The following is a 14225-nucleotide window of genomic DNA, read 5'->3' as shown; positions in this document are numbered from 1 at the left end:
CCCAACACCATGACTGAGAAAAAGCTTGTTTTCTTTAACCGCATCATTGACAAAAAAGGCTTGCGGAACCTAATTGCTTGGTCGTTTAGCAACTTTGGCACCGCCCGCACAGCGGAAATGGCCGACAAAGTCAAAGACCTTGGCTTTCGCTATGCCACCCGCGCCGGTGTCTCCATCAGTGTTGATGACCTGCTCGTGCCCCCGAAAAAACAGGAACTCCTCGAAGCTGCTGAAAAGGAAATTAAAACCGCTCAAGAGCGCTACTCGCGGGGTGAAATTACGGAGGTAGAACGCTTCCAGAAGGTGATTGACACTTGGAACACCACCAACGAAGAACTGAAAAACGAGGTGGTGCGGCACTTCCGTAATACTGATGTCCTCAACTCCGTGTATATGATGGCCTTCTCGGGGGCACGGGGGAACCTCTCGCAGGTGCGCCAGTTGGTGGGAATGCGGGGGTTAATGGCCAATCCCCAAGGGGAAATCATTGACCTGCCGATTAAAACCAACTTCCGCGAAGGGCTGACGGTGACGGAGTACATTATCTCCTCCTACGGTGCGCGTAAAGGACTGGTGGATACAGCACTGCGGACGGCGGACTCCGGTTACCTGACCCGGCGCTTGGTGGATGTCTCTCAAGATGTGATTATCCGCGAAGAGGATTGTGAAACGGAGCGGGGCATTACGCTGCGCAGTATGACGGTGGGGGATAAGGTACTGGCGCTAGAGGATCGGCTTTTGGGTCGAGTGGTGCTCAATGATGTCTGCCATCCGGAAACGGGCGAAGTGCTGGTGGCCAAAAATCAAGCCATCTCCGCTGATCTGGCGAAGAAAATTGTTGATGCGGGTATCGAAGAGGTGGTGGTGCGATCGCCTCTTACCTGCGAGGCCACTGGCTCTGTGTGTCGTCTCTGCTACGGCTGGAGCCTTGCCCATGCCCAACTGGTGGATATGGGGGAAGCCGTAGGGATTATTGCGGCTCAATCCATTGGTGAACCCGGTACGCAGTTGACCATGCGCACATTCCACACCGGTGGGGTGTTTACGGGGGAAGTGGCTCGCCAAGAACGCGCTCCCTTTGCTGGCACGGTGGAGTACGGCAAGAAATTACGGGTACGTCCCTACCGCACTCGTCACGGGGATGATGCCTTTATTGTCGAAACCGCTGGCAAGCTTGTGATCAAAGGTGGTCAGCAAAGCCAAGAATTTGACCTCTCCCAAGGGTCAATTGTGCTAGTGGCAGAGAGTGAAACCGTTGAAGCGGGTCAATTGTTGGCGGAAGTGGCGCAGGCCGCCCGCAGTGTCCGCAAGTCCACGGAGAAAGTGACCAAGGATGTGGCCTCGGATTTGGCGGGTCAAGTGAAGTTCGTCAACCTCGAAGCAGAGGAGAAGCGCGATCGCCAAGGCACCACAACGCGCATTGCCCCCAAAGGTGGCTTGATTTGGGTACTGTCTGGGGAAGTCTATAACCTGCCCCCCGGTGCGGAGCCGGTGGTGAAAAATGGCGATCGCATTGAAGCCGGGGCCGTGCTGGCAGAAACCACGGTGAAAACCGAGCATGGCGGTGTCGTGCGTCTCCCTGAGCAACAGGACAGCAAAGGCGGTCGCGAGGTGGAAATTATTACTGCCTCGGTGATGCTCGATAAAGCCAAGGTGCTCAAAGAAACCCAGCAGGGACGCGAGCATTACATTATTGAAACCGCCACTGGTCAGCGCTTCTCCTTGAAAGCTGCCCCCGGTACGAAAGTTGCCAATGGTCAAGTGGTGGCCGAACTCATTGACGATCGCTACCACACCACGACTGGCGGTATCCTCAAATATGCCGACATTGAAGTGGCCAAAAAAGGCAAAGCCAAGCAGGGCTACGAAGTCCTCAAGGGAGGGACGCTCCTGTGGATTCCCGAAGAAACCCATGAGGTCAATAAAGACATCTCGCTGCTCATGGTCGAGGACAACCAATACGTCGAAGCAGGGACGGAGGTTGTCAAGGACATCTTCTGTCAAAACAGCGGTGTCGTCGAAGTCATCCAGAAAAACGACATCCTGCGGGAAATTATTATCAAGCCCGGCGAACTGCACCTTGTGGATGATCCGGAAGCCGCGCGGCTGAAGCATGGTGTGTTGGCGCGTCCGGGTGAAGAGGTACTCCCCGGCCTTGTGGTCGAAACCCTCTCGCAAGTGGATTATCTGGAGGACACTCCCGAAGGACCAGCGATTCTGCTGCGCCCCGTCCAAGAATTTAGCGTGCCTGATGAGCCATCGGTACCCAGCCAAGACTCCAGTGATAGCTCAGGGCAGTCCATTCGCCTGCGGGCTGTGCAGCGGTTGCCCTACAAACACGATGAGCGAGTTAAGTCCGTTGATGGCGTTGATCTGCTGCGGACACAGTTAGTCCTTGAAATTGGCAGCGAAGCCCCCCAACTGGCTGCTGACATTGAAATTGTGACGGATGAGGTGGATCCAGAAGCCCAGCGCCTCCAACTGGTGATTCTGGAATCCTTGGTGATTCGCCGTGACATTGCTGCCGATCAAACCCAAGGCAGTACGTTTACTTCCCTCTTGGTCAAGGATGGCGATCACATTGGCCCCGGTGCCGTGATTGCCCGCACGGACATCAAAGCCAAGCAGGCAGGTGAAGTGCAGGGGATCTTGCGCAGTGGGGAATCGGTTCGCCGTATTTTGGTCGTTACTGAGAGCGATCGCCTGCGGATCGAGACCAACGGGGCTAAACCCACGGTCAAAGTTGGCGATCTCGTGCGTCCCGGCGATGAACTGGCCAAGGGGGTGACTGCCCCAGAAACAGCAGCGGTCATGGCGGTGGCCGATGACCACGTGATCCTGCGCTTAGCTCGTCCCTACCTTGTCTCGCCGGGGGCAGTGCTGCAAATTGAGGACGGTGACCTTGTGCAGCGCGGGGATAACCTCGCCCTGTTGGTGTTTGAGCGGGCGAAAACGGGGGACATTATTCAGGGGTTACCTCGGATTGAAGAACTCCTTGAAGCGCGCCATCCCAAGGAAAAATGCGTGCTGGCTGTGCGCCCCGGCACCTGTCAAGTCACCTACAACAGTGATGACAGCGTAGATATCAAAGTCATTGAAGAGGATGGCACGATTCAGGAATACCCTGTCCTGCCGGGTCAAAACCCCTTGGTGGTGGATGGTCAAAAGGTCAATCTCGCTGACCCCCTCACCGATGGCCCTGTGGATCCCCACGACATCCTCTCCATTTACTTTGAGTACTACAAACCCCAAGGGTTGCTCAAAGCCGCCCAAATTAGCCTTGAGAAGGTGCAATCCTTCTTGGTCAATGAGGTGCAGTCGGTGTATCTCACCCAAGGGATTGAGATTGCCGATAAACACATTGAGGTGGTCGTCCGCCAGATGACCTCGAAAGTACGGATTGATGATGCCGGCGATACAATTGTTCTCTCTGGGGAACTCATGAGTCTGCGCCAAGCGGAGCAAGCCAACGAACCCATGGCACTCACCGGTGGTGCACCTGCCCAATATACCCCTGTCCTCTTGGGGATTACCAAGGCTTCGCTGAATACCGATAGCTTTATTTCAGCCGCCAGTTTCCAAGAGACAACACGGGTACTCACGGAAGCAGCCATTGAAGGCAAGTCCGATTGGCTGCGGGGACTCAAGGAAAACGTCATCATTGGCCGTCTCATCCCAGCGGGCACCGGCTTCAACAGCTACGAGGAAAGTAGCAACGGCGACGAAGAGTGGGAAGAGGGTGAAGATCGCTTGGGTCAAACCCACGTTATCAGCCCTGAACCCGAACCCCCCTCAATGACGGTCAATGTGACCGCTGACCTCGGTGAGGATGTCCTCATTGACGATGAAACAGCGCCCCACGTGATTGAAAAAATCACTGGACGGACTCGCGATTTTGAATTCGCCAGTAGTGATGCTGACGATGAGGAGGACGAACTCCTAGACGAGGACGATGACTATGGGGAGGAAGAGGAGGATGACGCCTTTTAACTAAAACTCCCTTGACTAAAGAAGGCTACGGTAGAGGTGAGCACCTAATCTAGGAGCAAGCGATGGGTGCACTTGCCGTAGCTTTTTTTGGTCTCAGGTCGCAGATCATGCCGAACACTGCCGAACGTTTTGGCAGGGATGCGAGAAACCTGTGCCATACCTTAAAATTGGCAGTAGAGGGGTCAAAGTAAAAATCACGATTTCATGCCTGTTCCAGCGTATTCCAGCCTGAGGGCTGATCAGTTTCGTCATCCCTGCGATCGCGAGGCCACCCAAGCCCTCCAACAACTGCCGGGGTTAGATCTTCTCGTGCGATCGCTCCTAGGTTCGGTGGCGGAGCAGGCCTTTTATCTTGAAAATATTGGCAGCAGTCTGCGCCTAAGTGAACAGCAACTTCCAGACATTTACGGGCTTCATATCGAGGCTTGCCGTATCTTAGGCCTAGAGCCACCCCAACTGTATCTGAAACAGCATCCTGTCCCCAATGCCTATACCTTTGCCATGCGGGGAAAGCAGCCCTTTGTGGTACTGCACTCCTCCCTTGTGGAATTGCTGACACCCAAGGAATTGCAGGCAGTACTGGCGCACGAGTTGGGACATCTCAAGTGCGAGCATGGCGTGTATCTGACGATCGCCAACCTGCTGCTGTTTGCCACCAGTCAACTCTCCCCTTGGGGCTTGCTCTTGGCGCAAGGACTGCAAACCCAATTGATGCATTGGTTGCGCTGTGCTGAACTCACCTGCGATCGCGCGGCCTTGTTGGTGACCCAAGACCCGCGGGTTGTGGCCTCGGTGCTGATGAAACTCTGTGGTGGCTCGCCCCAGTGGAGCGATCGCCTGAATCTCGATGCCTTCATTGCCCAAGCACGTGACTATGAGGCCGCTGATCGGGGTTGGTACAACCTTTTCAAGGAATTGCAGGCCAGTCAACTGACTCACCCACTACCGGTGCTGCGGGCACGGGAAATTCTAGATTGGGCGGAAACGCAGCAGTACGATCGCCTCGTCAAGCAATTACATCCCGCTCGTCAATAACGATGGCCAAACCGATTCCCTATCAACCCCTTCTGCTGCGCCTTGCCCATGGGGCGATCGCGATTTTGGCACTCCTTGCTTTTCATTCCAGAGGAGCGGCGGATCGGGAACTGGTGGCGTGGCGGTAGGCTCAAGCCTTCCAATCAAGTGTTGTTGAGCCTAGAAATTGTTATTTTGCTGGGGATTGTGATTGCTTTTGTTTTGCCCGCTATCATAACTGCTCGATAATGCCCCGCAGGCGATCGTAGTCATCCTTGAGGAGTCGGTTCAGGTATTGGGCTGCCTGCACCAGCCACTGGCGATCGCGCTGGCGGAGTTGATACAAGGAACGCAGCGTTGCCGCCACCAAGGCATCCCCAGGACCATACCGCAGGGTTAATAGGGTGCGCAAAAAGGTCAATGTGCCACTGAAGGCAATCACTTCCTCAACAGGACAGCCATAGACCTGCTGGTGCATTTGGGGTGGGCGGGGGGGCAAATGGTGATAAAAGCGTTCCTGTTCCTGAAAGCCAGTGATGGCGATCGTGATCTCAGTTTTCAACATGGCAAAAATATGGGGCTGCTCCTGCCGTAGTTGCTCTAGGGATAGCCCCAAGGCGGTGGCACGGTGAATGGTGTCGAGGGGAGCCGTCACCACATAGGCAACAACGCCGTAGATCACGCGATCGCCTTCAGGAATCCGCACCCAACTACCCAAGGCGGGCACCACGGGAAAATCGAGGCTAGCGGGTTCGTGGCACTGCGCAATGCAGTGATCCGTTGCTGTCTGGATAATTTCCGCAAAGGGTTGGGAGAGAGGCGATCGCCGCGCCATCGTTTACTTTTTCGCTTTCGTTTTTCCCTTGGGCGTGGTCACCACTGGCTCTAGCTCACTGAGCTGAAACGTAACCAATTTATCCCAGTTCCCGCCTTCAAAGAGCACTGCCACTTTGCCATCTGTAACCCGCTGTACAATCCCCTGAAATTGGTAGTAGGTATCGTTGGGATTGGTGACCTTCACGGTCATACCGGGGAGAATTGTCATTGCTAAGTCGCTGGCCATTGTCTCATCCCAAAGATGTTTATGTGAATTTATTATCTCCTGCCCTTGCCCCGTTCGCGCTTTGCTGAGGGGTAGCAAAGGATAAGTGTCAGCTATTGGTTTGATGATCTTTTCTTCAACGGAGAGGGAGGGATTCGAACCCTCGGATAGGAGTTACCTGCCTATCAACAGATTAGCAATCTGCCGCTTTCGACCACTCAGCCACCTCTCCTTTTTGAGGGTTCCTTATTGTAGATCAGTTTTCTCCCCCTTTTCAATCCTCGTGGTCTGCGGCTGTTGCTCTAGGGGGCGATCGCAATCGAGAATCCATGCTAGAGTTTTGCAGAATGGGTGTGTTGTGGGAGTGAAGCACATGGCTGGATGCTGGCAAGCTTTAGCGGTGCTTAGGCGAATTCCTCTAGGGGCTGAGTTGAGTAGGTTGTGCGTCTAAGTCCTCATGATGAATGCTCTTGCCTTGAATCCCAAGACAATGCTGATGGCCGGACTCCTCGCGATCGCCCCCGTGACGCTGTCTAGCTCGGTTCAAGCCACACCCACCACGACTCCAGTGGCACAGGCATCTTCCCAAACGCCAGCCTTGGATGTCCTCACGCCCCTCAACCCCAATCCCGATAGACTGGCGCTTCCTGAGACGGTCAAGATTGATCTCAATCAACCCCTCACCCTCGAGCAAGCGATTGAGGTGGCGATTCGCAATAACATTGGCCTCCAGATTAGTGAGCTACAACTACAACAGGCACGGGCACAACTGCGACAGGTGCAAGCACAGCTTTATCCCACCCTTGCGTTTCAAGCCAGCATTGGCCAAAATACCTCCCCCGGTGGCCAGCCTGCCTACCTGCCCCTCAACTTTCAGCAGCAACTCTCCTTGCAACAGCAGCAACAGCAACAGGCGCAGCAACAGCTTCTCACGCAGCAACTGGCTGCCAGCCGTATTTTGAATACTCAGGTGCAACGACTACAACAGCGATTTCAAGGCCCCCAACTCACGGCGTTTTCGGATCAGCAAAACCTTGAGCTGCAACAGCAACTGCAACAACTGCAAAATAGTGCCAGTCAGGCGGCTACCCCCTCCAACTTCACTCCCATTACCCTTGCACCAGTAAATCAACTCAATTTTACGAACTTTTTCACCAATCTTTTTGGGGCGACGAGTGGGGCAACATCGAATGCAGTCCTAGTGATGAACTATACGTTGTTTGCGGGGGGCGGGCGATCGGCGGCCATTGCAGCAGCTCGCAACCAAGTGCGCTTCAGTGAACTAGAGGTACAGCGTCAACGCCAGCAACTGATCCTTGAGGTAACCAATGACTATTACTTGGCACAACAGGCCAAGGTACAGGTGCAAATTGCTGAAGCGGCGGTAACCAACGCCCAAGTGACTCTGCGGGATGCTAAAGCCTTTGAGCAAGCCGGGATTGGCACTCTATTGGATGTGTTAACTGCCGAGGTGAACCTTGCCAATGCCCAACAAAACTTGAGCCAAGCGCGCCATTTGGAAATCACCACTCGGCGACAGTTGGCACAGCGATTGAATGTGAATCAGACGGTGGATGTGGCGATCGCTGACCGCGTTGAACCCGCTGAAGAATGGTCACTTTCCCTTGAGGATAGTATTCTCCTTGCTTATCAGAACCGTGTTGAGCTAGAGCAGCGGCTGCTACAGCGCACGATTGCCCTGAACAATCGTCAGGTAGTATTGGCGGCTACCCGTCCCCAACTGAGTCTCTTTGCCAGTGGCAATCTGCTGGACAAGATCACCGATGATCTGGCACCTCGCTTTGGCTATGGGGTAGGACTGCAAATGCAATTAGCCCTCTTTGATGGCGGCAATGCCCGCGCCAGTGCGGCTCGCCAAGAAGCCCTTGCAGCAACCGCTGAGGAACAGTATGCCAATCAGAAAAACATCATCCGCCTAGAGGTGGAAACAGCCTACACCAATCTCAGAGCCAATGAGAAAAACATTGCTACAGCACGGACAGCGGTTACCCAAGCCACTGAAGGGCTGCGCCTCGCTCGGCTGCGTTTTCAAGCGGGGGTAGGAACGCAACAAGAAGTCACCAATGCCGAAACGAATTTGACCCAAGCCCAAGGGAACCTTCTTGCTGCCATTTTGAACTATAATCGCTCCCTAGCCGCATTAAAGCGGGCTGTGGGCTATCCAGAACAAACACGTTTAGGCGCAAGGCAATAAAGGATGGGCGATCGCAAGCGGGCATTAATTACGGGTATCACAGGTCAAGATGGTTCCTATTTGAGTGAACTCCTGCTTGAAAAGGGCTATGAAGTTCACGGCATTATTCGCCGCACCTCCACCTTTAACACCGATCGCATTGACCACATTTACGTTGACCCCCACCAAGAGGGCGCTGCCCTGCGCCTGCACTATGGCGATCTCACCGATGGCGGTACCCTACGGCGCATTTTAGAACTGAGCCAGCCCGATGAAATTTACAATTTGGGAGCGCAATCCCATGTGCGGGTGAGCTTTGATGCGCCGCAATACACCGTCGAAACGGTGGCCATGGGGACGCTGCGACTCCTAGAGGCGATTCGCGAATACCAAGAGCGCACGGGCAAACAGGTGAAGTTTTACCAAGCGGGTTCCTCGGAGATGTTTGGCCTTGTGCAGGAAGTGCCGCAGCGGGAAACGACCCCCTTTTATCCCCGCAGTCCCTATGCCTGTGCCAAGGTCTATGCCCACTGGCAAACGGTGAATTATCGCGAGGCCTATAATCTTTTTGCCTGTAATGGGATTCTCTTTAACCATGAGTGTGTGACTGGCACCACACCAGTGATTCTGCGGCGGCGGGGACTGATGGATATTCTGCCCATTGCCGATGTTGTTCCCCATCGCAGTGATCCCAAGCAGGGTAAACGCTACACAACCGACTTGGCACCCGAGGATCGCTTTGAGGTCTGGGATGCCGAAGGCTGGACCAGTGTGACCTGCATGACGGCCACTTGGAATGGCGGCGATAAAACCGTTCATCGGATCATGGCAGGGGCGGCTCTCTACGAAACAACTGCTGATCATCAAGTTTTTGTCCTCGATAGGGAAACCCCCTGTGCGAAGGAGACACAGCAGGTTCAGGTGGGCGATCGCCTTGCCCTCATTGATCTGCCCCCCCCTACGGAGCAAGTGGATGTCAGCCCCAGCGAAGCTTGGCTCCTTGGGATTCTAGTTGCAGAGGGGCATCTTACCCCTGACGGTAAAGTGAAAGTCGCTAGCCAAGACCCAGAATTATTGGCGCGGGTCAGTGCCACATGGCGAAAAGTTGCCGCAGGCTATACCAGTGAGTACACTGCTGCGAGCAGCTTCCCAAACGCTCAGCCTGTGACCCAACTGCATCTCAATGGCAATTGCGACTATGGCCGCTACCTCTACCCCCAAATCTATACCCGTGAGGGTCACAAGCGGATTCCCCAACGCATTCTCAACGCTGATCATGCGGCTCGCTTGGCGTTTCTTGAGGGCTTTAACGCTGGGGATGGTTTGCGCACTACCCCTTGTACCTATGAATTTCAGGGCTTTTGCACGGCTTCACCCGTATTGGCGGCAGGCCTCTATTGGCTAGTGAGCACCACCTTGGAGCAGCGTATTACCCTTGGCCTCGAAGAACGGGGCGATCGCACCTACTACAAGCTGAATTTGAACAGTCCCCAGACCACCCAATCGGGACAGCATCTCTGTAAACCCAAGGACGAAGTCATTAAAGCCCACGCGATCGCCCATGAAGGATGGGTATTCGATTTGGCAACCACCTCTGGCACCTTTCATGCCGGTATTGGCCAAGGTTGGATCCATAACTCCCCGCGGCGCGGTGAAACATTCGTGACCCGCAAAATTACCCGTGCCGTTGCCCGCATTGTGGCTGGCCAGCAAAACAAGCTGTATTTGGGGAACCTAGAAGCGAAGCGAGATTGGGGCTACGCCAAGGACTATGTGCGTGCCATGTGGCTGATGCTGCAACAGGAGCAACCCGATGACTATGTGGTGGCCACAGGCGAAACCCACTCCGTGCGGGAATTTTTAGAACTCGCCTTTGGTCATGTCGGTCTCAACTGGCAGGACTATGTGGAATTTGACCCCCGTTATTTGCGTCCCACAGAGGTGGATTTACTCTTGGGGGATCCAACCAAAGCCAAAACCGTTTTGGGCTGGCAGCCCTCGGTTACCTTTCCGGAACTGGTGGCGTTGATGGTGGAAGCGGATCTCCATGCCGTGGGGATTCAAGGAACAACCCCCAAAACCACCTCCGACACCGTGCTGGATCTCATTGCCCAGCGGCAGTTTATCAGTAAGGCAGACTAGTGATGGATCTCAGTAAAAAAAGGATTCTTGTCACCGGTGGGGCGGGATTTTTGGGACGCCAAGTGGTGGCGCAGTTGCAAAACGCCGGGGCAGTGCCTGAGCAAATCACAGTGGTGCGATCGCGCGACTACGACCTACGCCAACTCTCTGCTTGCCAAGCCGTCGTTCAAAACCAAGATATTATCATTCACCTTGCTGCCCATGTGGGGGGAATTGGCCTCAATCAAGTCAAGCCCGCTGAACTTTTTTATGACAACCTGATGATGGGGGCACAACTCATTGATTGTGCCTATCGCGCGGGAGTCGAGAAATTTGTCTGTGTGGGGACGATTTGCGCCTATCCCAAATTTACCCCTGTTCCCTTCAAAGAAAGCGATCTTTGGAACGGCTACCCCGAAGAAACCAACGCCCCCTACGGCATTGCTAAAAAAGCCCTTCTCGTGCAATTGCAAGCCTATCGGCAGCAGTATGGCTTTAATGGTATCTATCTCTTGCCCGTGAATCTTTATGGGCCGGGGGATAACTTTGACCCCCTGAGTTCCCATGTGATTCCTGCTTTAATTCGCAAAGTTTACATTGCTCAGCAACAGGGGGAGAGGGTGATTCCCGTGTGGGGGGATGGCAGCCCTAGCCGCGAATTTCTCTATGTTGAAGATGCTGCCCGTGGGATTGTCATGGCCACCCAAGCCTACGATCATCCTGATCCGGTTAACCTCGGTACGGGTGAAGAAATCACCATTAAGAATTTAGTTGAACTCATCTGCGACCTGATGGACTTTCAAGGCCAGATTGAATGGCAAACCGATAAGCCCAATGGTCAACCCCGCCGCTGCCTAGATACCACTAAGGCAAAAGAGGCCTTTGGGTTTCGTGCCCAAATTCCCCTCAAAGAAGGCTTAGAACGTACAATTGCTTGGTACCGTCAGCACGCTACGTCCCTATGAGACACTGGATCCAGCTTATTCAGGAGATTGCCCAAGACATCTTCCAAGAATTAGGCAGTGGTTTCAGCGAAGCCATCTATCAAAAAGCTTTTGAGGTTGCCCTGCGGGAACGGCAAATTGAGTACGAAGAACAACGCAAGGTACCGATTTTCTTTCACGGTTATTTTGTGGGGGAGGCCATTCCCGATCTCATTGTGCGTGACAATGGCCAAGCGGTTGTAGTCGTTGAACTCAAGGCTGTTCAGAACATTGGCGATAAGGAAGTCAAGCAAGTCAAGAAGTATATGGAAACCCTCAAAATTCCTGTAGGGGTTGTCGTCAACTTTTCCACTTCTACAGCAGGGGATCGGCCGCAAATTATTGAAGTGAACCTATAGCTATTCCAATCAAGAATGAGACATCATCCAGCACAATACTTGCGAATCACTTCATCAATCGAACTGTTTGACCCTGCATACATCCGCGCTCGCTTCAGCGCACTAAAGTCGTGCTCAATCACATTCAAATATAGTGTTGAACTTTGGTCGCCGGGCAGTCCCCTCTTTCCGCCACCGGTGATGATTCCCGAGCCAACCCCTTCCAAGGGCATTACTCGTGGTGAATTTCTAGCGTTGCTTGGCGATCGCCAAAAATCGCCGTGCCAATGCGCACCATGGTTGCCCCGGCCTGTACCGCAAGGGGATAGTCCTGCGTCATACCCATGGAATACTCCTGCCACTGCAGCTGCTGCCACGGTTTTGTACGCAGTTCCTCGCCCCAAGCCCGCAATTCCTGAAAGACTTGCAATTGTTCTGCGGGAGGCAACCCCAAGGGCAGAATCGTCATTAGGCCACAGCAGCGCAGATGGGAGAGGGCATCGAGTTGGGGCAGGGCTGCTTCCAGTTCGGATCTTTCCCAGCCGTGTTTTTGGGGATCGGGGCGCAGCTTCACCTGCAATAGACAGTGGGGACTGGGAGTGTCGGTTTCCCTAAGAATGGCATTGATGCGCTCGGCCAATTTCCAGCGGTCAACGGTGTGGATCCAGTCAAAGAGTTGCAGCGCCTGCCGCACTTTATTGGTTTGCAGGTGGCCAATGAGATGCCAAGTAATATCCGTGAGGTCAGCCAATTCAGCGCGTTTGCTGGCTGCTTCCTGGACGCGACTTTCGCCAAAATCCCGAATGCCAGCTTCGTAGGCAGCCCGAATCGCGGCCGCTGGCATAAACTTACTCACGGCAATCAGGCGGACATGGGGGGGAAGTGTTGATTTGAGGTGGGTGGCGCGATCGCGAATTTCAGCAGCGGATAACACAGGCAATTTGCGGGCAAGGATGCTTTTTGATCCTAAAACCCTGTTGCAAAAAGTGAAACCATGGCAGGATTTTCAGTCTCCTTGACTAGGCTAGAGGGTAGGATTCAGAACGCTACTATGGCTGTGCCCCTCAAACTCTCCCTTGGCCTCATTGGTTTACTCGCTCTCGGTACCCTTTTAGCGGGGAAGTTGCTCTCCCCAGGAGAAAACTTTATGTCCTCTGCCCAAGGTCAACCCAATTGGGGAATTGAATCAAACCCCTCGCCACTCTCTAAACCTGAACCGCCACCGCGCGTTTCTGTGGCTGATTATGATCGCTATCGCCAAGTCATTGAGCGCACCCGCAGCATGATCCACAACTCAGAAGCGCGGCGGCTTGCCGAGCAATATGGCTTGAACATTCTTGACATCACATGGGAGGACACCGCTCGCTACCACAACTCTGCCGTCGGCCCTAATATCAGTGACATGACGATTCAAATTCAGCAGTACAACCCACGCACCAAGGGTTATGAACTGAGTCTGATGCCCGTGATTCGCTTTCCCAATTTTAGCGATCGCACAGCGGATATTCCCCTTGAGCGCTTCTTTATCCTTGTGGGCAATGAAAAGGGCAAGCCACTCCAACGGGTCAACCTCAAGGAATTTCTTGGTAACTTCCGCAAGTATCTCCACAACCCGCGATCGTGGGCAGGAAATCGTCGCTCCCTTTTGGCCGATCGCGATAGCCATGTCCTCGTCAGTGCCCAAGCCTGTTTCCTACCCATTCCCTCCCAAGGGGAAGCCACCTTTAACCCTGTGCTGTTTAACTACCAAAGCTATGAAAAGAACCCAGCCGTCTTAGCCATTTTGGTCACGCGCCAAGGTACCAGTGCCACCGTTATTGACAACAAGCGGGATGCCTTTGAAGCCGGCAGGACGTGGGGACAGCGATTATTTTTCAATAAGAATGGCGAACGGGCGAGCCTAGTGGGACAACGCGCCAGTGATTTTGGAGTGAGAAGCGGCGGTGGCGAGATCACCTCTGCCCAAGCGGAGGCAGCAGGAATGAATATGGTGATGCTGATCCAAGTGCCCCTGAAGCAAGCCCCTCGGCCCCGATCGCTTATGCCCTCCTTCTCGATGCCCGCCCCCGCCCTCATGGAGGCAGCACCTAGCGCTGGTCGCTCCAATGTCGAGGCGGCAGTCATTAGTTATGGCAAGGTGGAAGGCCCCTTCACTGAAATTGATAACCTGCCGATCGAGCGGGATCCCCGCTTCCCCATCCGCGTCACGGTGCAATTTTATAAAGCCACCGATAATGGCGTTGTTGCTGCCGAGGATATGCGCCACATCCATGATCAAATTGCCAAGGTCTATAGCAATGCCGATGATGTCGGCAGCCTCGTGACTGATGGCGACACTGGGCGCCCCACGGAATACACAGGCAGCAAGCAGGAACCCCCCGGCTGGTGGGACGACTTCTGGCAACGGCACCAACAAAATACCGGTCAAACCCGTGAGGAAGCCCTAGAAATGTTGCGGCGATTGCGGGGCAAAGACTGGATGCCGAGGTCGCAAGGGGAATTGGAACAGGCACTGAAGGCGCTGCAAAATTCGTCCCAATAGA

General features: G+C 54.1%; 10 protein-coding genes, 1 tRNA gene and 3 pseudogenes. 9 read left to right on the top strand and 5 right to left on the bottom strand.

Annotation, left to right across the window (positions count from 1 at the left end; genetic code table 11):
• Nucleotides 1–9 precede the first annotated feature (9 nt).
• From RHJ31_RS02015 to RHJ31_RS02005, 3 genes are all read left to right on the top strand, one after another.
• Complete coding sequence (locus RHJ31_RS02015) at nt 10–3990, top strand: DNA-directed RNA polymerase subunit beta'' (protein WP_302677175.1); 3981 nt, start codon at nt 10–12, stop codon at nt 3988–3990.
• A gap of 204 nt (nt 3991–4194) precedes the next feature.
• A complete protein-coding gene (locus tag RHJ31_RS02010) occupies nt 4195–5025 on the top strand; it encodes a M48 family metallopeptidase (protein ID WP_302677174.1) in 831 nt (276 codons plus the stop codon).
• 2 nt (nt 5026–5027) lie between these two features.
• Entirely contained in the window at nt 5028–5153 is a 126-nt protein-coding gene (locus tag RHJ31_RS02005; RefSeq protein ID WP_302677173.1) for a hypothetical protein, read from the top strand.
• Between the two features lie 83 nt (nt 5154–5236).
• Here the strand turns inward: RHJ31_RS02005 and RHJ31_RS02000 are convergent, their stop codons facing one another.
• From RHJ31_RS02000 to RHJ31_RS01990, 3 genes are all read right to left on the bottom strand, one after another.
• On the bottom strand, nt 5237–5839 hold the full coding sequence (locus tag RHJ31_RS02000; protein ID WP_302677172.1) for an HAS-barrel domain-containing protein: 603 nt from the start codon (nt 5837–5839) through the stop codon (nt 5237–5239).
• Nucleotides 5840–5842: 3 nt separating this feature from the next.
• Nucleotides 5843–6049 (bottom strand): NAD(P)H dehydrogenase subunit NdhS, encoded by a 207-nt coding sequence (locus tag RHJ31_RS13130; protein WP_315862972.1) that lies wholly within the window; start codon nt 6047–6049, stop codon nt 5843–5845.
• A gap of 137 nt (nt 6050–6186) precedes the next feature.
• A tRNA-Ser gene (locus RHJ31_RS01990) sits at nt 6187–6278 on the bottom strand.
• 225 nt (nt 6279–6503) lie between these two features.
• Between RHJ31_RS01990 and RHJ31_RS01985 the strand changes: the two genes are divergently transcribed.
• The 5 genes and pseudogenes from RHJ31_RS01985 to RHJ31_RS01965 all read left to right on the top strand — a co-directional run bounded on the left by RHJ31_RS01985 (nt 6504) and on the right by RHJ31_RS01965 (nt 11703).
• Nucleotides 6504–8261, top strand: a complete 1758-nt coding sequence (locus RHJ31_RS01985; protein WP_302677171.1) for a TolC family protein — start codon at nt 6504–6506, stop codon at nt 8259–8261.
• 3 nt (nt 8262–8264) lie between these two features.
• Nucleotides 8265–8840: pseudogene (locus RHJ31_RS01980) on the top strand (GDP-mannose 4,6-dehydratase); the annotation flags it as partial.
• 1032 nt (nt 8841–9872) lie between these two features.
• Nucleotides 9873–10382 (top strand): annotated as a pseudogene (locus RHJ31_RS13205) (GDP-mannose 4,6-dehydratase); the annotation flags it as partial.
• Nucleotides 10383–10384: 2 nt separating this feature from the next.
• Nucleotides 10385–11326 carry a GDP-L-fucose synthase gene (locus RHJ31_RS01970; protein WP_302677780.1) on the top strand — a complete coding sequence of 314 codons (942 nt, stop codon included), beginning with the start codon at nt 10385–10387 and terminating at the stop codon, nt 11324–11326.
• Nucleotides 11323–11703, top strand: coding sequence for a GxxExxY protein (locus tag RHJ31_RS01965; RefSeq protein WP_302677170.1), 381 nt, complete (start codon nt 11323–11325; stop codon nt 11701–11703). Before RHJ31_RS01970 ends, RHJ31_RS01965 begins: the two co-directional genes overlap by 4 nt.
• Before the next feature lie 23 nt (nt 11704–11726).
• Here RHJ31_RS01965 and RHJ31_RS01960 read toward each other — a convergent pair.
• Both RHJ31_RS01960 and RHJ31_RS01955 read right to left on the bottom strand, forming a co-directional pair.
• Nucleotides 11727–11831, bottom strand: a pseudogene (locus RHJ31_RS01960) (IS630 family transposase); the annotation flags it as partial.
• 83 nt (nt 11832–11914) lie between these two features.
• Complete coding sequence (locus RHJ31_RS01955; RefSeq protein WP_206200846.1) at nt 11915–12616, bottom strand: YggS family pyridoxal phosphate-dependent enzyme; 702 nt, start codon at nt 12614–12616, stop codon at nt 11915–11917.
• A 117-nt stretch (nt 12617–12733) separates the two neighbouring features.
• On the opposite strand from RHJ31_RS01955, the gene RHJ31_RS01950 reads away from it, so the two are divergent.
• Nucleotides 12734–14224, top strand: coding sequence for a hypothetical protein (locus tag RHJ31_RS01950; protein ID WP_302677169.1), 1491 nt, complete (start codon nt 12734–12736; stop codon nt 14222–14224).
• The last annotated feature ends 1 nt before the right edge of the window (nt 14225 follow it).

Source organism: Thermosynechococcus sp. JY1331, assembly GCF_031583475.1.
GTDB lineage: Bacteria > Cyanobacteriota > Cyanobacteriia > Thermosynechococcales > Thermosynechococcaceae > Thermosynechococcus.
Note: the sequence above shows the minus strand (reverse complement) of the source record. Positions and strands in the feature narration are given on the sequence as shown.

What these genes read in the sequence shown, in the direction of transcription:
- RHJ31_RS02015 (WP_302677175.1), top strand. Translation starts at nt 10, where the DNA reads ATGACTGAGAAAAAGCTTGTTTTCTTTAACCGCATCATTGACAAAAAA.
- RHJ31_RS02010 (WP_302677174.1), top strand. Translation starts at nt 4,195, where the DNA reads ATGCCTGTTCCAGCGTATTCCAGCCTGAGGGCTGATCAGTTTCGTCAT.
- RHJ31_RS02005 (WP_302677173.1), top strand. Translation starts at nt 5,028, where the DNA reads ATGGCCAAACCGATTCCCTATCAACCCCTTCTGCTGCGCCTTGCCCAT.
- RHJ31_RS02000 (WP_302677172.1), bottom strand. Translation starts at nt 5,839, where the DNA reads ATGGCGCGGCGATCGCCTCTCTCCCAACCCTTTGCGGAAATTATCCAG.
- RHJ31_RS13130 (WP_315862972.1), bottom strand. Translation starts at nt 6,049, where the DNA reads ATGACAATTCTCCCCGGTATGACCGTGAAGGTCACCAATCCCAACGAT.
- RHJ31_RS01985 (WP_302677171.1), top strand. Translation starts at nt 6,504, where the DNA reads ATGATGAATGCTCTTGCCTTGAATCCCAAGACAATGCTGATGGCCGGA.
- RHJ31_RS01970 (WP_302677780.1), top strand. Translation starts at nt 10,385, where the DNA reads ATGGATCTCAGTAAAAAAAGGATTCTTGTCACCGGTGGGGCGGGATTT.
- RHJ31_RS01965 (WP_302677170.1), top strand. Translation starts at nt 11,323, where the DNA reads ATGAGACACTGGATCCAGCTTATTCAGGAGATTGCCCAAGACATCTTC.
- RHJ31_RS01950 (WP_302677169.1), top strand. Translation starts at nt 12,734, where the DNA reads ATGGCTGTGCCCCTCAAACTCTCCCTTGGCCTCATTGGTTTACTCGCT.